We start from the raw sequence: 20,073 nt of genomic DNA, 5'->3' as shown, positions 1-20,073 counted from the left end.
CGCAAAGGGGAACACAGATGGGCGGAACGGGCAACACGGCAGCGGCATGGGCGGCTTTGCGTGGGAAGCCGCATGCCACGCTGGCTGAGCTGTTCGCCGCCGACCCGGCGCGCCACGAGGCGCTGACCCGCCGGATCGCATGGCCCGTCGAGCCCGGCAGCAGCGTCGAGGCGGGGATGCGGATCGACTTTTCCAAGACCCATTTGTCGGACGAGGCGCTGACTGCCTTCGAAGCACTGGCCGAGGTCGCCGGCTTCGCCGCCGCGCGCGAAAAGCTGTTCGGCGGCGGGATCGTCAACCCGACCGAGGGCCGCGCCGCCACCCACGGCGCGCTGCGCGGCAGCGGCACCCCGGCGGCGGTCGAGGAGGCCGAGGCGCTACTCGCTAGAATGGGCATGCTGGTCGAGGCGATCCACGAGGGCGCGCTGGGCGAGGTCCGCCACTGCATCGCCATCGGCATCGGCGGCTCGGCGCTGGGCCCCGCGCTGGCGATTGACGCGCTGACCCGCGATCTGGCGCTGGTCGACGTCCATGTCGTCTCGAACATCGACGGCCTCGCCTTGGAACAGGCATTCCGCGCCTGCGACCCCGAGACGACGCTGATCGCGGTCGCTTCGAAAACCTTTACCACCATCGAGACCATGACCAACGCGGCGAGCGCGCTGAAGTGGCTCGCCGACAACGGGGTCGAGGACCCGGGCGGGCGCGTGGTCGCGCTGACCGCCGCGCCCGACAAGGCGGTCGAATGGGGGGTGGACGAGACCCGCATCCTGCCGTTCCCCGAGAGCGTCGGCGGGCGTTATTCGCTGTTCTCGAGCATCGGCTTTCCGATCGCGCTCGCCATCGGGATGGACGAATTCCGCCAGATGCTCGCCGGGGCGAAGGCGGTCGACGACCACTTCCGCGCCACCGAGGGCCGCGCCAACGCCCCGCTTCTCGCGGCCTTCGCCGACCAGTATTACACGCGCCTTCGCGGCTGCCAGACCCGCGCGGTCTTCGCCTATGACGAACGCCTCGCGCTGCTGCCCGACTATCTCCAGCAGCTCGAGATGGAATCGAACGGCAAGAGCGTGACGGCCGAGGGCAAGCCTGTGGACGGTCCGACGGCGCCGATCACCTGGGGCGGGGTGGGGACGGACGCGCAGCACGCGGTGTTCCAGCTGCTCCATCAGGGCACGCACCTGATCCCCGTGGACTTCATCGCCAGCATCGCGCCCGGCGACGATCTCGACCCGGCGCATCACCGCATCCTGCTGATGAACTGCCTCGCCCAGGGCGCGGCGCTGATGGCGGGCAAGACCTCGGACGACCCCGCGCGCGCCTATGTCGGCGACCGGCCCTCGACCACCTTCCTCCTCGACGATTGCGACGCGGCGGCGCTGGGCGCGCTGATCGCCTTCCACGAACAGCGCACCTTTGCGAACGCGGTCTTGATGGGGATCAATCCCTTCGACCAGTTCGGGGTCGAGCTCGGCAAGGCGATCGCCAAGCAGATCGAGAGCGGGGAGGGGGATTTCGACCCCTCGACCAAAGCGCTGATGGCGGCGGCAGGATTGGGGTGATCGCGTATTCGATTGACTTTTCGCGCCCTCTCCCCCACATGCCCCCCATCGAAGCGCGCTAGCCATGCGTGAAGCGGCGGACCCATAAGAAAATGTCCGCCCCGGCCGCGCCTCGGTTCTACCCCAAGACTTCCCTTTTCACGCGGGCGGTTTCAACCCCCGCGCCGCGCGTGGCGTGCCTCGTGGACGATTGTTCGTCCGGGGCGGCCCAGCGCGCGTCGCAGCATATTTGCGAGTTATAACACCATGACCACTTTCGCTGATCTCGGGCTGTCGCAGCCCGTGCTTCAGGCCCTCGACATGAAGGGCTACAACACGCCGACCCCGATCCAGGAACAGGCGATCCCCGCCGTGCTCAAGGGCCGCGACCTGCTCGGGATCGCGCAGACCGGCACCGGCAAGACCGCGGCCTTCATGCTCCCCAGCATCGACCGGCTGCGCGAGGCGGACAAGCCGATCCCGTTCAAGTCCTGCCGCATGCTGGTGCTGGCGCCGACCCGCGAACTCGCGGTGCAGATCGCCGACAGCGCCAAGGATTACGGCGCGCTCGCGGGCCTCAAGGTGCAGTGCATCGTCGGCGGCACAAGCGTCGGCAAGGATCGCAACAAGCTTCACCGCGGCACAGATATTCTGGTGGCGACCCCGGGGCGCCTGCTCGATCTCGTTGACCAGAAGGCGTTCAACCTTGCGGGCATCGAAATCCTCGTGCTCGACGAGGCGGACCAGATGCTCGACCTCGGCTTCATCCATGCGCTGAGGAAGATCCGCGAACTCGCCCCCAAGGAGCGCCAGACGCTGTTCTTCAGCGCCACCATGCCCAAGGCGATCAAGGAGCTGGTGAGCGGCTTCTGCACCAACCCCGTGCAGGTCTCGGTCACCCCCGAGAGCACCACCGCTGAGCGGATCGACCAGTATCTCTTCATGGTCCAGCAGGACGAGAAGCTCTCGCTGCTCCAGATGATCCTCCAGCGCCGCCATCAGGTGCCGGGCGAGTTCGAGCGTATCCTGATCTTCACCCGCACCAAGCACGGCGCGGACCGGGTGGTGAAGAAGCTCTCGCAATCGGGCATCGAGGCGAACGCGATCCACGGCAACAAGTCGCAGCCGCAGCGCCAACGTGCGCTCGACGAATTCCGCAAGGCCCGCGTGCCGATTCTGATCGCGACCGATGTTGCCGCGCGCGGGATCGACATTCCGGGCGTGAGCCACGTGATCAATTACGAGCTGCCCAACGTGCCCGAGCAGTACGTCCACCGCATCGGCCGCACCGCGCGCGCGGGGCGTGACGGAATCGCCATCGCCTTCTGCGCCGAGGACGAACGCGCCTATCTCAAGGACATCCGCAAGGTGACGGGCGCGGAACTCGAGCGCCTGCCGCTCCCCGACAACTTCCGCGCGGTGGTGGAAGGCGAGGGGCCGGAAAAGCCTGCGCCGCGTCAGCCGATGAAGCGCGTGCAGGCCCGTCCGCTCGGGCAGAGGAAGCCGCAGGGCGAACAGCGCGGCGAGCGCCGCGAAGGTGGCGAGCGTCGCCCGCAGCAGGGCAAGCCGCAGGGCCGTCCGCAGCACGACCGTGCCGGTGGCGGCGAGCGTCGCCATGCCGATGCCCCGCGCGGCGAGCGTCGTCCGCAGCCACAGGGCGAACAGCGGCCGCAGGGTGACCGCCGCCAGCCTTCGGCCAAGGCCGGGCCGGGCGGTCGTCCGGGCGGTGGCCGTCCGCAAGGGCAGGGACAGGGCCATGGCGGTGGCGGTAACGGTGGCGGCAATCGTCGCGGCGGCCGCGGTCGCGGCGGCGGTGGTGGCGGGCGTCCGCGCGCCGCGCAGGGCTGATCCGCGCCTCCCGAGCTTTTGTCTGAAATACAGCATTTCGGGCCCCGGTGGTTGCCGCCACCGGGGCCTTCGCCCATATGCGCTCCCGACAAGACGGGAGCGGCGCCATGGCTGACGAATACGACTACGACCTCTTCACCATCGGCGCAGGCTCGGGCGGAGTGCGCGCGAGCCGCGTCGCCGCCGCCCACGGCGCGAAGGTCGCCGTCGCCGAGGAATACCGCGTCGGCGGCACCTGCGTGATCCGCGGCTGCGTGCCCAAGAAGATGCTCGTCTACGGCGCCCACTTCGCCGAGGATCTCGTCGATGCGCAGCATTTCGGCTGGACCATCGAGGGCAAGCGCTTCGACTGGGCGGCGCTGCGCGATCACGTGCAGAACGACGTGACGCGGCTCGAGGGGCTCTACGGCCAGACCCTCGGCAACCACAATGTCACGATCTTCGCCGAGCGCGCCATGATCACCGGCCCGCACGAGATTACCCTTGCCAGCGGCAAGACCGTCACCGCGAAATACATCCTCGTCGCCACCGGCGCGCGCCCGCTGGTGCCGGAGTTTCCCGGCAGCGAGCATGTCATCACCTCGAACGAGGCGTTCCATCTCGAAGCGCTCCCGCGCCGCATCCTGATCGCGGGCGGGGGCTACATCGCCAACGAGTTCGCCGGCATCTTCAACGAGTTCGGCTGCAAGGTGACGATCGCCAACCGCTCGGACACAATCCTGCGCAGTTATGACGCGTCCCTGCGCGACCGGCTGCTCCAGATCTCGATGGTCAAGGGCATCGGCTTCCTGTTCAACACCGAATTCGAGAGCATCGAAAAGCAGGATGACGGCAGCCTGCTGGTCAAACTCACCGGGCAGGATCCGTGCGAATATGACGCGGTGATGGTCGCGACGGGCCGCGTGCCCAATACCGAGGGTCTGGGGCTCGAGACGGTGGGGGTCGAACTCGGCAAGAAGGGCGAGATCGTGGTCGATGCCTTCAGCAAGACCAGTGTCGATCACATCTATGCCGTGGGCGACGTGACCGACCGGGTGCAGCTCACCCCCGTGGCGATTCGCGAGGGGCAGGCCTTTGCCGACTCCGTCTTCGGCCCGGGCGAGACCTATGCCGTCGACCACTCTTGTGTCCCCAGCGCGGTGTTCAGCCACCCGCCCATCGCTGCGGTCGGCATGACCGAGAGCGAGGCGCGCAACAGCCTCGGCAACATCAAGGTCTACCAGTCCGACTTCCGCCCGATGAAGAACGTGGTGGCGGGCCGCAATGAGCGCAGCCTCTACAAGATGATCGTCGATGCCGCGAACGACCGGATCGTCGGCATCCACATGATCGGCCCCGAAGCGCCCGAGATCATGCAGGCTGCCGCGATCGCGGTGAAGGCGAAGCTCACCAAGGCCGATTTCGACGCGACGGTCGCGATCCACCCGACCATGGCCGAGGAGCTGGTGCTCTTCAAATAAGTTGCATGGCGAAACCTATCTGCTAGAAGCGGCCCGTATCCGTAACGGAAAGGGGAGCGCATGGCAGGCACGGTTCTGGTGACGGGGGCGACCGGCTACATCGCCGGGGAGCTGATCCGGCAATTGCTGGCCAAGGGATGGACGGTGCACGGCACCGTCCGCAATGTCGCCAGGAGCGAGGGGGCCCTGCGCGCGCGGCTCGGCAATCCCTCGTCGGCAGCGTTCAAGCTGTTCGAGGTCGAGCTCATGTCGGACAAGGGCTGGGCCGAGGCCGTGGCAGGCTGCACCCATGTCGCCCATGTCGCCTCGCCGATCCCCGCGCAGGCCCCCAAGCACGAGGACGATCTGATCGTCCCCGCGCGCGAGGGCACCCTGCGCGCACTGCGCTTCGCCAAGGCGGCGGGGGTCAAGCGCTTCGTCCAGACCTCCTCGACCGCTGCGGTGGTCTACGGCGTCGACCGCGGCACCTACACCTTCGACGAGAGCCGCTGGACCGACATCGACCACCCCGATGCCTACCCCTATGTCAAATCCAAGACCCTCGCCGAGCGCGCCGCGCGCGAGTGGGTCGCGGCCGAGGGCGCAGGTTTGGAGTTCGTCTCGGTCAATCCCGGCATGGTGCTGGGGCCGGTCGAAAGCGCGGACTTCTCGGCCTCGGTGGAACTGGTGCAGCAGCTTCAGAGCGGCGCGATGCCGATGGCCCCCAACCTAGGCTTCCCCATCGTCGACGTGCGCGATATCGCCGCGCTGCATGTGCTGGCGCTGGAGACACCGGGGCTGGCGGGCGAGCGCTTCCTCGGGGCGGGCAAGTTCCTCACCGCGCTCGAAGTGGCGGGCGTGCTGCGCGCGCGGCTGGGCGAGAGGGCGCGCAAGGCTCCCACGAAGCCGATGCCCGACTGGGTGGTCAGCATCCTCGCCCTGTTCAACCCCGAGGTGCGCGGGATCAAGACCGAGATCGGCAAGGTGCGCCATGTGGATGCTTCCCACGCGAAAGACCGGCTCGGCTGGACAATGCGGCCCGTGGAGGACACCATCGCCGAATGCGGTGAAAGTCTCATCGCGCACGGGGTGGTGAAGGTCTGACATGGATGTGAACGGCAAGGCGGTGCTGCTGACTGGCGGCAGCGCAGGCATCGGGCGCGAGATCGCGCGGCAGCTGAAGGCCAAGGGCGCAAAGGTGCTGCTCACCGGACGCGATCCGGCGCGGCTGGCGGCGATGGAGAGCGAAGGATTCGAGACCCTCGCCGCCGACCTGTCGAGCGCGGCGGGCGTCGATGCGCTGGTGGCGGCGCTGGGGGATCGCCCGGTCGATATCCTCATCAACAACGCAGGGCTGGGCGTGCCGCATGATGTGAGGAACGGTCTGCCCGATCCCGATGCGGCGGACGGGTGCCTCTACGCCAACCTCTCCGCCCCCGTGCGGCTGATCACCGCGCTGCTCCCGCGCCTGCGCACGCGGCCCGAGGCGGCGATCGTCAACGTGACGAGCGGCCTCGCCATCGCTCCCAACACCGCCTCCTCGGTCTATTGCGCGAGCAAGGCGGGGCTGCGCAGCTACACCATGGCCCTGCGCGCCCAGCTGGCGGGCGAGCCGATCCACGTGATCGAGGCGCTGCCCCCGGTGGTCGACACCCAGATGACCGCCGACCGCAAGACCTCCAAGATGCCGCCGCAGGAATGCGCGCGCCAGATCATCGCGGCGCTCGAGAACAACCGGCCCGAGGCCAATGTCGGCATGGTGAAGGTTTTGCGGGCGGTCTATTCGCTCTCGCCCGCCTTAGCCCGCAGCGTGATGCGGCAGTTCTAGGCGGCGAGGCGTGCGGGGCTGAACATCGCGAAGGAAAGCCCCGCCGCCGCCGCATCCTCCGGGAGGGGCTGGTCGAGCGCCGCCGCCGCCGCGATGGCAGAGAGGGCAGGGGCGGTCTGGAACCCCGCGCCGCCTTGTCCGGCGCACCAGATAAACCCGGGCGCGCCCGCCGCTTCTCCGATCACCGGCAGTTCGTCGGCGACGAAGCTCCTGAGCCCCGCCCAACTGTGGCTGATCCGGCGGATGGCGAGCGTGGTTGCCTGCTCCACCTGGTCGGCCGCGATGGCCTTGTCGAGTTCCTCGGCCGCCGCATCGCAGGGCTCGGACGGGGTCTGGTCCATCGACGAGGCGAGCAATTGCCCGCGCCCCTCGGGCAGCAGGTAGAAGCCTTCGCCGACGGTCTTGGTGAAGGGCCAGCGGCTCACGTCCTCGCCCTCAGGGGCGGCGAAGCTGATGACGGTGCGGCGGCGCGGTTCGATGCCGATGGGGGTGACGCCCGCCATCCGCGCAACCTCGTCCGCCCAGGCCCCGGCGGCGTTGACCAGCACCGGCGCGCCGTGCCGCGTGCCGTCGGCCCGGACCGCGACCCAGCGGTCGCCTTCGCGCCCGATTACTACCACCCGCGCCCCCGGGATCACCGCCCCGCGATTGCCACGGATCGTGGCCACATGGGCTTGCAACATCGCGTGGGTATCGAGCTTCAGCGACCCGTGATCGACCAGCGCGGCGGCGCAGGCCTCGGGCTTGAGGCAGGGCATCAGCGCGCGGGCTTCCTCGGGGCCGATGCGGGTATAGTCGCAGCCATACTGGCGATGTACCTCTTCCAGCGCATCGAGCGCCGCGATATCACCCTCATGCGCGATGTGGAGCGCGGGGTGGACGCTCGCGTGGGCGGCGAGCTCCGCCATGCTCAGCGCTGTCAGGCTGCGCACCGGTTCGTTGCCGAGGCCGTAATGCGCAAAGGCCACGCTCCGCCCCGAGGCATGGTATCCGGGCGCGCTCTCGCCCTCGAGCACCGTCACCCCTGCATGCGGCGCGATCCGCGCGGCCACAGAAAGCCCCGCGATCCCGCCGCCGATCACCAGCACGTCAGAGACATACATTACGCCGCTCCCTTCGCCCGTCCCGCCACTTTTGTCACGTTGACGCCTAGCCGCGCCTAAGGCAACGCGCTGTGGCAAGAGACCGGTCTAGAGAGGAACCCGCGTGTCCGCCAACATCGCCGAAATGGAACGCCGCCGCGAAGCCGCCCGTCTGGGCGGCGGGCAGAAGCGCATCGACGCCCAGCACGCCAAGGGCAAACTGACCGCGCGCGAGCGGCTCGACGTGCTGCTCGACGAGGGCAGCTTCGAGGAAGTCGACGCCTATGTCGAACATGACTGCATCGATTTCGGGATGGAGACGCAGAAGATCCCCGGCGACGGAGTGGTGACCGGGAGCGGCACGATCAACGGCCGGCTGGTGTTCGTCTTCTCGCAGGACTTTACGGTTTTCGGCGGCTCGCTCTCCAAGCGTCATGCCGAGAAGATCTGCAAGGTGATGGACACCGCGATGAAGGTCGGCGCGCCCGTCATCGGCCTCAACGATTCGGGCGGGGCGCGCATACAGGAGGGCGTCGCGAGCCTCGGCGGCTATGCCGAGGTGTTCCAGCGCAATGTGCTGGCGAGCGGCGTGGTCCCCCAGATCAGCCTCATCATGGGGCCGTGTGCGGGCGGGGCGGTCTACAGCCCGGCCATGACCGACTTCATCTTCATGGTGAAGGATTCGAGCTACATGTTCGTCACCGGCCCCGACGTGGTGAAGACCGTCACCAACGAGGTCGTGACGCAGGAAGAGCTGGGCGGGGCGATCACCCACACCACCAAGACCTCCGTTGCCGACTTGGCTTACGAAAACGATGTCGAAGCCCTGCTCGCCACCCGCCGCTTCTTCGACTTCCTCCCGCTCTCCAACCGCGAGGAAGGGCCGACGCTCCCCACGAGCGACCCGTGGGACCGGCTGGAGAACAGCCTCGACACGCTGATCCCCGACAACGCCAACCAGCCCTATGACATGCACGAAGTCATCACCAAGGTGCTGGACGAGGGCGACTTTTTTGAAATTCAGCCGGCCCATGCAGGGAACATCATCTGCGGGTTTGGCCGCGTGGAAGGCCGCACCGTGGGGCTGGTGGCGAACCAGCCGATGGTGCTCGCAGGCGTGCTCGACATCAATTCCTCGAAGAAAGCCGCGCGCTTCGTGCGCTTCTGCGATGCCTTCGAGATCCCGATCATCACCTTCGTCGACGTCCCCGGCTTCCTCCCCGGCACCGCGCAGGAGCTGGGCGGGATCATCAAGCACGGCGCCAAGCTGCTCTTCGCCTATGCCGAGGCGACCGTGCCCAAGATCACCGTCATCACCCGCAAGGCTTACGGCGGGGCCTATGACGTGATGGCCTCCAAGCACCTGCGCGGCGATTTGAACTACGCCTGGCCCACCGCCGAAATCGCGGTGATGGGCGCCAAGGGCGCGGTGGAGATCATCTTCCGCTCCGAAAAGGACGACCCCGCCAAGATCGCCGAGCGGACGAAGGAATACGAAGACCGCTTCGCCAACCCCTTCGTGGCAGCGCAGCGCGGCTATATCGACGAGGTGATCCACCCCCACTCGACCCGCCGCCGGATCGCGCTGGGGCTAAGGAAGCTGCGGACGAAGAGCCTCGAGAACCCGTGGAAGAAGCATGACAATATCCCTCTTTAACTGGGGAGCGAACTGCCATGTCTGATTTTGCCGATGCTTACGAATACGCGTACAACGGCGCTGACGGCCTTTATGTAGAGAGCTTCTGGACAGCCGTTACGCAAGCGGATGAAGCCGAACTCGCGAAATGGGTAGCTGCGTTTCGGACGGTAGGCCTCGAACAGCAGGCGGCCTTACTCTCAACATATCTGGAGACGGATGCCAGGGCGTTGGAGAAGTGGATGGACCACGGCCCGCACGATATCCCATTTGAACCGTCGCGAGATTGGGACGCTGAATTTGCCGCAATATTGGGTCCCGACGGATATGCAGGCGTTCAGAAAACCATCGAACAATTCAGGATAAGCCACGGTTTGGATGAACTATGAAACTCGGACGCCTCAACCACATCGGCATCGCCACGCCCTCCATCGCCGACAGCATTGCCTTCTACCGCGACGTCATGGGCGCGACGAAAATCCACACACCCTTCGACCTTGAAGAGCAGGGCGTGAAGGTCTGCTTCGTCGACACGCCCGGCGCGGATGGCGCGCTGAACGGCACCCAGATCGAGCTGATCGAGCCGCTGGGGGAGAACTCCACGCTTGCAGGCTTCCTCGCCAAGAACCCCTTGGGCGGGCAGCATCACCTGTGCTTCGAGGTTCCCGACATCGCCGAGGCGCGCAGCGATTTCGAGGCGCTCGGCAAGCGCATCCTCGGCCCCACCCGCATCGGCGCGCACGGCACCCCTATCTTTTTCGTCCATCCCAAGGACATGGGCGGCATGCTTACCGAGATCATGGAGACGCCCAACGAGGGCACGCACTGGTCGAACTAGTTTAATCCGTCACCCCGGCCGCCGAGCCGGGGTCGCTTGCGGCAAGCGGTCCCGGATCCAGTCCGGGACGACGAAATGGAGAGAAGAATGTCCTACGAAACCATCCGCGTCGAACGTGACGGCCCGCTGCTCACCATCACCCTCAACCGCCCCGAGCGCCTCAATGCCATGCCGCCCAAGATGGCGGACGAGTTGGGGCAGGCGTTCTACGACCTCGGCGACGCGCGCGCGGTGCTGATCACCGGCGAGGGCAAGGGCTTCTGCTCGGGCGCGGATTTGTCGGCGCGCGGGAGCGGCTCGGCGCTCGGCGGCAAGGGCGGGAGCCACGAGGCGCTCATCAACCACTACAACCCCGCGATCAGCCAGGTGGTGCGCGCGAGCGTGCCGGTGATCTGCGCGGTCAACGGTCCGGCGGCGGGGGTGGGCTGCTCGCTCGCGCTGGCGGCGGACTTCACCATCGCCGCCAAGAGCGCGTATTTCCTTCAGGCCTTCGTCAATATCGGCCTGGTCCCCGATGGCGGCTCGACCTGGCTGCTCACCCGCGCCATCGGCCGCGCGCGCGCGACGCGGATGATGATGCTGGGCGAGAAGATCTCAGGTGAACAGGCCGAGGAATGGGGCCTCGTCTACAAATGCGTCGAGGACGCCGACCTGATGACCGAAGCCCGCGCGCTGGCCGAGAAGCTCGCCAACGGCCCGACGGTGGCCTACGCCACGATGAAGCGCAATATCGCCACGGCGCTCGATCAGAACCTCCAGATGGTGCTGCTCGCCGAGGCCGAGGGCCAGCGCATCGCGGGCGCGACCAAGGACGCGATGGAGGGCGGCATGGCCTTCCTCCAGAAGCGCAAGGCCGAGTTCAAGGGGGAGTAATCGCCCCCCTTCGTCACCCTGAACTTGTTTCAGGGTCCATCGTGCCATTCGAACCTCCGTCCGAGAGGAAGAATGGATGCTGGAATCGAAGATGTGCTTGCACAAACAAGTTCAGCATGACGGGATTGTATAGGTATGACCCAGAAACCCACCCTCTCCGACTGGAACGCCCTTGCCGCCAAGGAGGTGAAGGGCCGCGACCTCACCTGGCACACGCCCGAAGGCTTCGCGATCAAGCCGCTCTACACGGCGGAAGATCACGCAGGCTTCGACCCGGGCCTCCCCGGCTTTGCGCCCTTCACGCGAGGGGTGAAGGCTTCGATGTATGCGGGCCGCCCGTGGACCATCCGGCAATATGCGGGCTTCTCGACCGCCGAGGAATCCAACGCCTTCTACCGTCGCAACCTGGCGATGGGGCAGAAGGGGCTGTCGGTCGCCTTCGACCTTGCCACCCACCGCGGTTACGACAGCGATCACCCGCGCGTCGTCGGCGATGTCGGCAAGGCCGGGGTGGCGATCGACACGGTCGCGGACATGGAGATCTTGTTCGACCAGATCCCGCTCGATTCCATGTCCGTCTCGATGACGATGAACGGCGCGGTGATCCCGGTGCTGGCCTTCTTCATCGTCGCCGCCGAGCGTCAGGGGGTGTCGCAGGACAAGCTGGATGGCACCATCCAGAACGACATCCTCAAGGAGTTCATGGTCCGCAACACCTATATCTACCCGCCCGAGCCGAGCATGCGGATCATCTCGGACATCATCGCCTACACCTCGGCCAACATGCCGAAATTCAACTCGATTTCGATCAGCGGCTACCACATGCACGAGGCAGGCGCCACGGCGGTGCAGGAGCTCGCCTTCACCATCGCCGATGGCAAGGAATATGCGCAAAGGGCGATGGCCGCCGGGCTGGACATCGACGCCTTCGCCGGGCGCCTGAGCTTCTTCTTCGGCATCGGCATGAGCTTCTTCATGGAGATCGCCAAGCTGCGCGCTGCGCGCACCTTGTGGTGGCGCGTGATGGACGGCCTCGGCGCGAAGGACGAACGCTCCAAGATGCTGCGCACCCATTGCCAGACCTCGGGCGTCTCCTTGCAGGAGCAGGACCCCTACAACAACGTCATCCGCACCACGGTCGAAGCGATGGCGGCGGTGCTGGGCGGCACGCAGTCGCTCCACACCAATGCGCTCGACGAGGCGATTGCGCTCCCCACCGACTTCTCGGCGCGGATCGCCCGCAACACCCAGCTGGTGTTGCAGGAGGAGAGCGGGATCACGAGCGTCGTCGACCCCCTCGGCGGCTCGCACTATATCGAGGCGCTGACCTCCACCCTCGTCGACGAGGCCTGGAAGCTGATCGAGCAGGTCGATGCGGCAGGCGGCATGACCGCCTTTGTCGCCACCGGCGCGCCCAAGGCCGCGATCGAGCGCGCGGCGGCGGAAAAGCAGACCAAGGTCGACAAGGGCGAGACGGTGATCGTCGGCGTCAACAAGTACCGCAAGGAAAGCGAAGACGCGCTCGAGACGCTCGAGGTCGACAACCAGAAGGTGCGCGCAGGGCAAATCGCCCGCCTCGCCAAGGTGCGCGAAGGGCGTGACGAAGCCGCCTGCCGCGCCGCGCTCGCGGCGCTGACCGAGGCGGCGCGGACCGAGCCGGGGCTTCACCGCGAGGCGCTGCGCACCGGGCGCGACGAACGCGGTGTCCCGCTGCCGCCGTCGAAGATCGCCGAACTGGAAAAGCTTGCCGACGTGAACCTCCTCGCCAAGGCGATCGAATGCGCGCGCGCCGATGCGACCTTGGGCGAGATTTCGGCGGCGATGGAGGAAGCCTTTGGCCGCCACGATGCGACCCCCGCGCCGGTCACGGGCGTCTACAAGAGCGCCTATGAATTCGACCGCCGCTGGGCGCAGGTCACCGACGGCGTGGAAGCCGTGGGCCGCCGCCTCGGTCGCAAGCCCCGCATCATGATCGCCAAGATGGGCCAGGACGGCCACGACCGCGGCGCCAACGTGATCGCGAGCGCCTTCGGCGACATGGGCTTCGAGGTGATCTCCGGCCCGCTGTTCCAGACCCCTGAGGAAAGCGCCAGGATGGCGCTCGAACACAATGTCGACGTGGTCGGCGCGTCCTCGCTGGCAGCGGGCCACAAGACCCTGATCCCCGAACTGATCCGCCTGCTGCGCGAAGCCGGTCGCGGCGACATCAAGGTCACCGCCGGCGGCGTCATCCCCCCGCAGGATTACGACTTCCTGCGCGAGGCGGGGGTGCAGGGGATCTACGGGCCGGGAAGCAATGTGGTGGAATGCGCGGCGGATATCCTCGTGCTGCTCGGGCACAACATGCCGCCGCTGGGTGAGGGGCTGGACGAGGCGGCGGAGTAGCCGCTACTCCCTCGTCATTGCGACCCCGGACTTGATCCGGGGGAAGCAATCCAGCTTCGGACGGTGCCAATTGGCGATACGGCAGTCGCTGGATTGCCGCGTCGCCTCCGGCTCCTCGCATTGACGAAGGAAAGTGACGCGAAATGAGCACAGACCGATATGCCGGGAAGCCGTTCTTGCGTTTGCTTGACAGCTATGTCCTCGCCGCCATTGGGGAGTTGCCGAGCGCGCAGCAGGACAGTCTGCAATCGATGGAACCGAAGCTCCACAGCGTCTATGGCACCAAGGGCAGTTGGCAGCAAATCGTTGCGGACCAGATGGGGTTTCCAGAGGACTTGCCCGAAACGATCAGGGCAATCTGGGACAACGGTGTAGCAAAGATGCGCGCGAGCGGTATTGACGCGGAGCCTTCTGAATTCGTTCGGCAGTTCGTCGACACAAACTTTCCGCATTAAGTCTAGGAATTGGATTTGACCCACTCCCGCACCGACTGGACCCGCGCCGAGATCGCGGCCCTCTTCGACCTGCCCTTCACCGAGCTGCTGTTCCAGGCCGCCAGCGTCCACCGCGCCTACCACCCCGCCACCGAAGTCCAGCTGTGCACCCTGCTCAGCATCAAGACCGGGGGATGCCCCGAGGATTGCGGCTATTGCTCGCAGTCGGTCCATGCCGACAGCGGGGTTGAGGCCACCAAGCTGATGGACGTGCAGGCCGTGCTCCAGCGCGCGGCGCAGGCCAAGGATGCGGGCAGTCAGCGGTTCTGCATGGGAGCGGCGTGGCGCAATCCCAAGGACCGCGACATGCCCGCGATCGTGGAGATCGTGAAGGGCGTGCGGGCCATGGGCCTCGAGACCTGCATGACGCTGGGGATGCTCGAACCGCATCAGGCGGACATGCTGGCCGAGGCGGGGCTCGACTATTACAACCACAATATCGACAGCTCGCCGGAGTATTACGAGCGCGTGATCTCCACCCGCGATTTTCAGTGCCGGCTCGATACGCTCGATCACGTGCGCAAGGCGGGCATCAACGTGTGCAGCGGCGGGATCGTCGGCATGGGCGAGACGCGCGAGGACCGGGTGGGCTTCGTCCACACGCTCGCGACCCTGCCGCAGCATCCCGAGAGCGTGCCGGTCAATGCGCTGGTGCCGGTCAAGGGCACGGTGCTCGGCAACATGCTGGCCGACACGCCGCTCGCCAAGATCGACGATATCGAGTTCGTCCGCACGGTCGCGGTCGCGCGCATCACCATGCCGCGCTCGATGGTGCGCCTCTCGGCGGGGCGCGAGTCCATGTCGGAGGCGACGCAGGCCCTGTGCTTCCTCGCGGGCGCGAATTCGATCTTCACCGGCGACAAGCTGCTCACCGCCCCCAACGCGGGCGATGACAAGGACGGCGCGCTGTTCGCCAAGCTCGGCCTCACCGCTCTGAAAGGCGAGGAGCCCGCGCGGGCGTGCAAGAGCGCGGTGCCGGCGGAGTGATCGGCCTGCTGGCCCTGGTGCTGGCAGCCGCCGACCCCGCGCCAGACGTGGCGCCCGGCTGCGAGGAGCGGGCCCCCATCCGCGATCCTGCCGTGTGCGCGCCGCTCTACGACGACGGCGAGTATGTGATCCAGAACATGGAGAGCGTCGCGGTCGGGACGACCGAAGACATGCAGCGGGTCCGCAAGGGAACGCAGCACTGCGGTCTCGATAACCGGATCGATGGCGTGGGTGCGGTGGATCTTGCCGTCTACGACATATTCAACGCCACCGAAGCCTCGCGGGCCTGTGTCCGCGACTGGATCCGCGATAACGCGCCCGAGCTTGTCTTCTCGGAGGAGCGCTTCGAGCAGAAGTTCGAGACCGCGCCCCCGCTGCCCCCAAGGGAAAAGCCGTGAGAGCGCGCTGGCTTTGCGCCGCGATGGCCGCGCTGGTGCTCGGCGCAGCGGTTGCAACCAGGGCGCAGGAGCCCGCGCCCCTCACCATCGGCGAGACGATCACCCTCGAAGCGCTCGGGCAGCGCCGCGAGGTCAACATCGTCCTGCCCCCTGACTACGCCAAGGAGCCCGGGAAACGCTGGCCGGTCATCTACCAGCTCGACGGCGCCGTAACGCAAGACCTGATGATGGGCACCGGCTTGATGCGCTGGGGGGCGCTGTGGGGGCGGAGCGAGGATGCGATCATTGTCGGGATCGAAACCCGCGACCGCCAGCGCGAACTCCTCCCCGCCACCCACGACCCCGCAGAGCGCCAGCGCTACCCCACCGGGGGCGAGAGCGCGCTCTTCCGCACGTGGATAGCAGGCACCGTCAAACCGCTGGTCGAAACCCGCTACCGCACCGATGGCCGCGCGTTCTTGGTGGGCGAAAGCGCGGCGGGGCATTTCGTGGTCGAGACATGGGCCACTGCGCCCGGCCTTTTCACCGGCTACGCCGCGATCAGCCCGAGCCTGCAATGGGACTTCGAGGCATTGAGCCGAAAGCCCCTGGGCGCTGGCCTGCGCCCCCCGCTCTACCTCAGCCTCGCCGACGAGGGCGGGGCGACCGAGACCGGGATGATGCGGCTGCTGGAAGCGCTGCCGCCCGCGCAGCCCTACTGCTTCTCCGACCGGCGCAGCGAGCTCCACCACGCCACCGCGCTCCACGGGTTGTTGCCCGAGGCGCTGCAATATCTGCTTCCGACGAAAGCCGATTGGCTGGAGGAATACGGCATGGTGCTCAGGTGCGAGAAGCGGGGCGGGCAGGGATAGCTGCGGCGCAGGCAAGCGGCTCGACTTTCGCTGATCTTGATCCCATAACCCTCTGGGAAAAGGGGGCTTCGGGATGATCGCAGCATTCGTGGCACTGGGCGGGGCGGCGCTGGTGGTGGCTCTGAAGGCGCGGGACATTTTCGGCGAGGGCCGGGCTGCGCGAGTGCGGGCTGCTGCGGGGCTGTGGCTGGTCGCTGCCGCCGGGTTCTGGCTGGCGCTGGAGCAACCAGGTTTCGACCCGGCGCGGATCGGCCTCACCACCTTCGGCTGGAGGCAGGCGGGGCTGGGGGCGCTGTTCGGCATCCTCGGCATCGCAACCATGCCGCTCTACATCCTCCTCGCCCGCAAGCTCGGCGGAGCGGCGCACAATGCCGAGGCGCTCGCGACTCTCACGGCCGCGCCGCTGCCGCAGCGCCTGTTCCTGCTGGCGACCGCCGGGATCATCGAAGAGGCGATCTTCCGCGCGGTCGGCATCGGCGCGCTGATCGCGGCGGGCTGGCCCCACGCGCTCGCCGTGGCGCTGCCGCTGGCGGTGTTCGTGGTGCTGCACAAGTCGTCATGGGGCGCGGTGCATTTGATCTTCGTCGCGGTGGCGGGCGGGTTGATGACCGCGGCCTTCCTGCTCGGCGGGATCTGGGCGGCGATCATCGCGCATCTGATCGTCGACGCGCCGATGCTGCTCGCGGGCAAGGCGATGACGCGCCGAGGCCCGCCCGCGCCAGCGTGAGGCCGCCCCAAATCCGCTAGCTTGCTTGCCGCGCCAACCCTCGGCATAGCCGCTGGCGAGAAGTGCCCCTTGGAGAGAGGTCCCACCCTTGTTCTCGAAAATCCTGATTGCCAACCGCGGCGAGATCGCCTGCCGGGTCATCACCACCGCGCGGAAAATGGGGATCAAGACCGTCGCGGTCTATTCCGACGCTGACGCGCGCGCGCCCTTCGTGGCAATGGCTGACGAGGCGGTGCATATCGGCCCTTCGCCCGCGGCGGAATCCTACCTGATCGCTGACAAGATTATCGCGGCCTGCAAGCAGACCGGGGCCGAGGCTGTGCACCCCGGCTACGGCTTCCTCTCCGAGCGCACCTCCTTCGCCGAGGCGCTGGCGAAAGAGAACATCGCCTTCATCGGCCCGCCGGTGGGCGCGATTGCGGCGATGGGGGACAAGATCGAATCCAAGAAGCTGGCGAAAGAGGCGGGCGTCAATGTCGTCCCCGGCTTTGTCGGCGAGATCGAGGATACCGAGCACGCGGTGCGCATCTCGAACGAGATCGGCTATCCGGTGATGATGAAGGCCTCGGCAGGGGGCGGGGGCAAGGGGATGCGCCTCGCCTATAACGAGGCCGACGTTCGCGAGGGCTTTGAAAGCGTGAAGCGCGAGGGGCTGAACTCCTTCGGCGATGACCGCGTGTTCATCGAGAAGTTCATCCTCAATCCGCGCCACATCGAGATCCAGATCCTCGGCGACCAGCACGGCAATATCCTCTACTTGAACGAGCGCGAATGCTCGATCCAGCGCCGCCACCAGAAGGTGGTCGAGGAAGCGCCGTCGCCTTTCGTGACGCCCAAGATGAGGAAGGCGATGGGCGAGCAATGCGTCGCTTTGGCACGCGCAGTGGGCTATTACTCGGCGGGCACGGTCGAATTGATCGTCAGTGGCGCGGACCCGACGGGGGAGAGCTTCTACTTCCTCGAAATGAACACCCGCCTTCAGGTCGAACACCCCGTCACCGAGGCAATCACCGGCATCGACCTGGTCGAGCAGATGATCCGCGTGGCGGCGGGCGAACGCCTCGCCATGACGCAGGACGACATCGGGATCGATGGCTGGGCGATCGAGAACCGTGTCTATGCCGAGGACCCCTATCGCGGGTTCCTGCCCTCCACCGGGCGGTTGGTGCATTACCAGCCGCCGCTTCCGGGCTGGCAAGAGGATGAGCAGGTGGCGGGCAAGGCGCGCCGGGGCGTGGCGCGCGGGAACGGCTCGGTGCGGGTCGATGACGGGGTCTACGAGGGCGGCGAGGTCTCGCGCTTCTATGACCCGATGATCGCCAAGCTGATCACCTGGGCCCCGACCCGTGACGCGGCTGCGGACTTGCAGATCGAGGCGCTCGACCATTTCCGCATCAAGGGCCTCGGCCACAATGTCGATTTCCTCAGCGCGATCATGCAGCACCCGCGCTTCCGCTCGGGCGAGCTGACCACGGGCTTCATCGCCGAGGAATATCCCGATGGCTTCCACGGAGCGGCGACTTCGGAGGAAGTGAAGCGGCTGCTGGCAGCGGTCTGCGCGGGCAATGAATTCACCCTGCAATCGCGCAACCGCCGCATCTCCGGCCAGCTTGATGGCGATGACGGGCGCGAGGGCGTGCTGCGGGTCACCACCGAATGGCTGGTGAAGCTTGGCGACGAGCGCTTCCACGTCACCCTCGGCGAGGGCCATGCCATCGTCGACGGCGTCAAGGTCGAGGGCACCTGCAATTGGCAGCCCGGCATGACGCAGGCCGAAGCCACCGACGGCGCGGGCCTCAAGCTCGGCCTGATTGTCGAGCGGCAAGGCAACCAGTGGAAGGTCACCACCCGCGGCGCGCAGCACACCGCGCTGGTGATCCCGCAGCGCCTCGCGCGGCATGAATCGCTGATGCTCGAGAAGGTCCCGCCCGATCTTTCGCGCCTGCTGATCTGCCCGATGCCAGGTATGCTGGTGAAGCTCCACGTCGCCGAGGGCGAGACGGTGCAGCCCGGCCAGCCGCTCGCCACCGTCGAGGCGATGAAGATGGAGAACATCCTGCGCGCCGAAAAGGAAGGCGTGATCGCCAAGATCAACGCCGCCGAGGGCGAGAGCCTTGCGGTCGATGCGGTGATCCTCGAACTGGAGTGACCGGCGCCGCGCGCGCCGCTTGACGGCGCGGACGGTTCACGACCGCTTTGCGTCAATCCGACGAAAAGCTGCGCCGCGCCGCAACATCCTTCCAAAACCTGTTGTAGAATTGCGGCAGTTTAATGATTTCCGACGGAAAATCCGCCGCCGCTCTGTCCTACAACCCGTCTTGTGAGAAACTCGTCTGGCCGAGTCGCGGTATTCCCCGCGCGGTGGATTGAATCTCTGTGGGAGGATTTGATCATGGCACATACGGGCACGGGCTTCTTCGACAGGAAGGGCCATTTCTTCAAGACCGCGCGCGAGGCGACGGTGAGCGATCTGGCAGGCTTGCTGGGGCAGATCGGCGAGGGCGAGAGCCTTGCGCCGGGCATCGCCTACATGCTGCTCGAACGCCGCGCCGAGATCGAGCGCCTCTTCGCCGAGCATGACGCGATGCTCGAGGAGGAGGCTGCACTGAAGGCGGCGCGCAGCGCGGAAACGCGCGACAACATCGCCAAGCTGCCGAGCCGCCCGGCGCACTGAGGCGGCAAGGCTAGTCCAGTGCCAGATGCAGGCACTGGTTGAAGTCGGTCAGCGCGTAATCGGCAAAGGCCGGGCCGTTGACGAAACCGCGCCTGCGGTAGAGCGCCAGCGCGGGCTCGAAGGCCGGGCCGGTGCCGGTCTCGAGGCTGAGTGTGGCGAGGCCCTCGGCGCGGGCGTGGGCGATGATTGTCTCGAGCAGCGCCGCTGCGATCCCCTGCCGCAGGAAATCGGGATGGGTGCGCATCGACTTCACCTCTGCCGAGACCGCATCGAGCCGCTTCAATGCGCCGATCGCGGCCACCCGCTCCCCGACATGAACCGCCCAGACGGTAACGGCCTCGTCCTGCAACCCGCTGAGGTCGAGCGCGAAACTCAATCCCGGGGGCGAGCCCTCGACCATCGCGCGCTGGTGGAAGGCAATGAGGTCCCGGACTCGGGGGTCTTCAAGGTCGGCAAGCGCGATCAGCATCCC

The 20,073-nt window shown here is 67.0% G+C and carries 19 protein-coding genes; 17 read left to right on the top strand and 2 right to left on the bottom strand.

Features of this window, described 5'->3' with window-relative positions; genetic code table 11:
- The first annotated feature begins 17 nt into the window (after positions 1–17).
- The 5 genes from pgi (at position 18) to PFX90_RS03425 (ending at position 6,656) form a co-directional block, all read left to right on the top strand.
- Positions 18–1,562 (top strand): glucose-6-phosphate isomerase, encoded by a 1,545-nt coding sequence (pgi, locus tag PFX90_RS03445; protein ID WP_285710614.1) that lies wholly within the window; start codon positions 18–20, stop codon positions 1,560–1,562.
- 246 nt (positions 1,563–1,808) lie between these two features.
- On the top strand, positions 1,809–3,389 hold the full coding sequence (locus tag PFX90_RS03440) for a DEAD/DEAH box helicase (RefSeq protein ID WP_285710612.1): 1,581 nt from the start codon (positions 1,809–1,811) through the stop codon (positions 3,387–3,389).
- Between the two features lie 107 nt (positions 3,390–3,496).
- Complete coding sequence (gorA, locus tag PFX90_RS03435; protein WP_285710610.1) at positions 3,497–4,849, top strand: glutathione-disulfide reductase; 1,353 nt, start codon at positions 3,497–3,499, stop codon at positions 4,847–4,849.
- A 60-nt stretch (positions 4,850–4,909) separates the two neighbouring features.
- On the top strand, positions 4,910–5,932 hold the full coding sequence (locus tag PFX90_RS03430) for an NAD-dependent epimerase/dehydratase family protein (RefSeq protein WP_285710607.1): 1,023 nt from the start codon (positions 4,910–4,912) through the stop codon (positions 5,930–5,932).
- A gap of 1 nt (position 5,933) precedes the next feature.
- The gene (locus tag PFX90_RS03425; RefSeq protein ID WP_285710603.1) at positions 5,934–6,656 is read left to right on the top strand and encodes an SDR family oxidoreductase; all 723 of its coding nucleotides are present in this window, start codon (positions 5,934–5,936) and stop codon (positions 6,654–6,656) included.
- Here PFX90_RS03425 and PFX90_RS03420 read toward each other — a convergent pair.
- Positions 6,653–7,759, bottom strand: coding sequence for an NAD(P)/FAD-dependent oxidoreductase (locus tag PFX90_RS03420; RefSeq protein ID WP_285710601.1), 1,107 nt, complete (start codon positions 7,757–7,759; stop codon positions 6,653–6,655). The genes PFX90_RS03425 and PFX90_RS03420 overlap by 4 nt on opposite strands.
- Before the next feature lie 103 nt (positions 7,760–7,862).
- Here PFX90_RS03420 and PFX90_RS03415 point away from each other — a divergent pair, with 103 nt between their 5' ends.
- The 12 genes from PFX90_RS03415 to PFX90_RS03360 all read left to right on the top strand — a co-directional run bounded on the left by PFX90_RS03415 (position 7,863) and on the right by PFX90_RS03360 (position 19,601).
- On the top strand, positions 7,863–9,395 hold the full coding sequence (locus tag PFX90_RS03415; RefSeq protein WP_285710599.1) for an acyl-CoA carboxylase subunit beta: 1,533 nt from the start codon (positions 7,863–7,865) through the stop codon (positions 9,393–9,395).
- 17 nt (positions 9,396–9,412) lie between these two features.
- Positions 9,413–9,763 carry a hypothetical protein gene (locus tag PFX90_RS03410; RefSeq protein WP_285710596.1) on the top strand — a complete coding sequence of 117 codons (351 nt, stop codon included), beginning with the start codon at positions 9,413–9,415 and terminating at the stop codon, positions 9,761–9,763.
- Positions 9,760–10,212 carry a methylmalonyl-CoA epimerase gene (gene mce, locus PFX90_RS03405; RefSeq protein ID WP_285710593.1) on the top strand — a complete coding sequence of 151 codons (453 nt, stop codon included), beginning with the start codon at positions 9,760–9,762 and terminating at the stop codon, positions 10,210–10,212. The genes PFX90_RS03410 and mce overlap by 4 nt, the downstream gene beginning before the upstream one ends.
- Positions 10,213–10,299: 87 nt before the next feature.
- Positions 10,300–11,085: an enoyl-CoA hydratase-related protein gene (locus tag PFX90_RS03400; RefSeq protein WP_285710591.1), complete on the top strand. Its 786-nt coding sequence runs from the start codon at positions 10,300–10,302 to the stop codon at positions 11,083–11,085.
- Between the two features lie 135 nt (positions 11,086–11,220).
- A complete protein-coding gene (scpA, locus tag PFX90_RS03395) occupies positions 11,221–13,470 on the top strand; it encodes a methylmalonyl-CoA mutase (protein WP_285710589.1) in 2,250 nt (749 codons plus the stop codon).
- Positions 13,471–13,613: 143 nt separating this feature from the next.
- The gene (locus PFX90_RS03390; protein WP_285710587.1) at positions 13,614–13,925 is read left to right on the top strand and encodes a hypothetical protein; all 312 of its coding nucleotides are present in this window, start codon (positions 13,614–13,616) and stop codon (positions 13,923–13,925) included.
- A gap of 15 nt (positions 13,926–13,940) precedes the next feature.
- The gene (bioB, locus tag PFX90_RS03385) at positions 13,941–14,951 is read left to right on the top strand and encodes a biotin synthase BioB (RefSeq protein WP_285710586.1); all 1,011 of its coding nucleotides are present in this window, start codon (positions 13,941–13,943) and stop codon (positions 14,949–14,951) included.
- Positions 14,948–15,349, top strand: a complete 402-nt coding sequence (locus tag PFX90_RS03380) for a hypothetical protein (protein ID WP_285710583.1) — start codon at positions 14,948–14,950, stop codon at positions 15,347–15,349. The genes bioB and PFX90_RS03380 overlap by 4 nt, the downstream gene beginning before the upstream one ends.
- Positions 15,346–16,200 (top strand): alpha/beta hydrolase, encoded by an 855-nt coding sequence (locus PFX90_RS03375; RefSeq protein ID WP_285710581.1) that lies wholly within the window; start codon positions 15,346–15,348, stop codon positions 16,198–16,200. The genes PFX90_RS03380 and PFX90_RS03375 overlap by 4 nt, the downstream gene beginning before the upstream one ends.
- A gap of 73 nt (positions 16,201–16,273) precedes the next feature.
- A complete protein-coding gene (locus tag PFX90_RS03370; protein WP_285710579.1) occupies positions 16,274–16,927 on the top strand; it encodes a CPBP family intramembrane glutamic endopeptidase in 654 nt (217 codons plus the stop codon).
- 88 nt (positions 16,928–17,015) lie between these two features.
- Entirely contained in the window at positions 17,016–19,076 is a 2,061-nt protein-coding gene (locus tag PFX90_RS03365) for an acetyl-CoA carboxylase biotin carboxylase subunit (protein WP_285710577.1), read from the top strand.
- Positions 19,077–19,319: 243 nt separating this feature from the next.
- Complete coding sequence (locus PFX90_RS03360; RefSeq protein ID WP_285710573.1) at positions 19,320–19,601, top strand: hypothetical protein; 282 nt, start codon at positions 19,320–19,322, stop codon at positions 19,599–19,601.
- A 10-nt stretch (positions 19,602–19,611) separates the two neighbouring features.
- Here PFX90_RS03360 and PFX90_RS03355 read toward each other — a convergent pair whose 3' ends face one another.
- Positions 19,612–20,070, bottom strand: a complete 459-nt coding sequence (locus PFX90_RS03355; RefSeq protein ID WP_285710572.1) for a GNAT family N-acetyltransferase — start codon at positions 20,068–20,070, stop codon at positions 19,612–19,614.
- Positions 20,071–20,073 lie beyond the last annotated feature (3 nt).

The organism is Erythrobacter oryzae (genome assembly GCF_030271515.1).
Classification (GTDB): Bacteria; Pseudomonadota; Alphaproteobacteria; order Sphingomonadales; family Sphingomonadaceae; genus Erythrobacter; species Erythrobacter oryzae.
The sequence above is the reverse complement of the archived record's forward strand: the minus strand, read 5'-3'. Positions and strand labels throughout refer to the sequence as shown.

What these genes read in the sequence shown, in the direction of transcription:
- pgi (WP_285710614.1), top strand. Translation starts at nt 18, where the DNA reads ATGGGCGGAACGGGCAACACGGCAGCGGCATGGGCGGCTTTGCGTGGG.
- PFX90_RS03440 (WP_285710612.1), top strand. Translation starts at nt 1,809, where the DNA reads ATGACCACTTTCGCTGATCTCGGGCTGTCGCAGCCCGTGCTTCAGGCC.
- gorA (WP_285710610.1), top strand. Translation starts at nt 3,497, where the DNA reads ATGGCTGACGAATACGACTACGACCTCTTCACCATCGGCGCAGGCTCG.
- PFX90_RS03430 (WP_285710607.1), top strand. Translation starts at nt 4,910, where the DNA reads ATGGCAGGCACGGTTCTGGTGACGGGGGCGACCGGCTACATCGCCGGG.
- PFX90_RS03425 (WP_285710603.1), top strand. Translation starts at nt 5,934, where the DNA reads ATGGATGTGAACGGCAAGGCGGTGCTGCTGACTGGCGGCAGCGCAGGC.
- PFX90_RS03420 (WP_285710601.1), bottom strand. Translation starts at nt 7,759, where the DNA reads ATGTATGTCTCTGACGTGCTGGTGATCGGCGGCGGGATCGCGGGGCTT.
- PFX90_RS03410 (WP_285710596.1), top strand. Translation starts at nt 9,413, where the DNA reads ATGTCTGATTTTGCCGATGCTTACGAATACGCGTACAACGGCGCTGAC.
- mce (WP_285710593.1), top strand. Translation starts at nt 9,760, where the DNA reads ATGAAACTCGGACGCCTCAACCACATCGGCATCGCCACGCCCTCCATC.
- PFX90_RS03400 (WP_285710591.1), top strand. Translation starts at nt 10,300, where the DNA reads ATGTCCTACGAAACCATCCGCGTCGAACGTGACGGCCCGCTGCTCACC.
- scpA (WP_285710589.1), top strand. Translation starts at nt 11,221, where the DNA reads ATGACCCAGAAACCCACCCTCTCCGACTGGAACGCCCTTGCCGCCAAG.
- PFX90_RS03390 (WP_285710587.1), top strand. Translation starts at nt 13,614, where the DNA reads ATGAGCACAGACCGATATGCCGGGAAGCCGTTCTTGCGTTTGCTTGAC.
- PFX90_RS03370 (WP_285710579.1), top strand. Translation starts at nt 16,274, where the DNA reads ATGATCGCAGCATTCGTGGCACTGGGCGGGGCGGCGCTGGTGGTGGCT.
- PFX90_RS03360 (WP_285710573.1), top strand. Translation starts at nt 19,320, where the DNA reads ATGGCACATACGGGCACGGGCTTCTTCGACAGGAAGGGCCATTTCTTC.
- PFX90_RS03355 (WP_285710572.1), bottom strand. Translation starts at nt 20,070, where the DNA reads ATGCTGATCGCGCTTGCCGACCTTGAAGACCCCCGAGTCCGGGACCTC.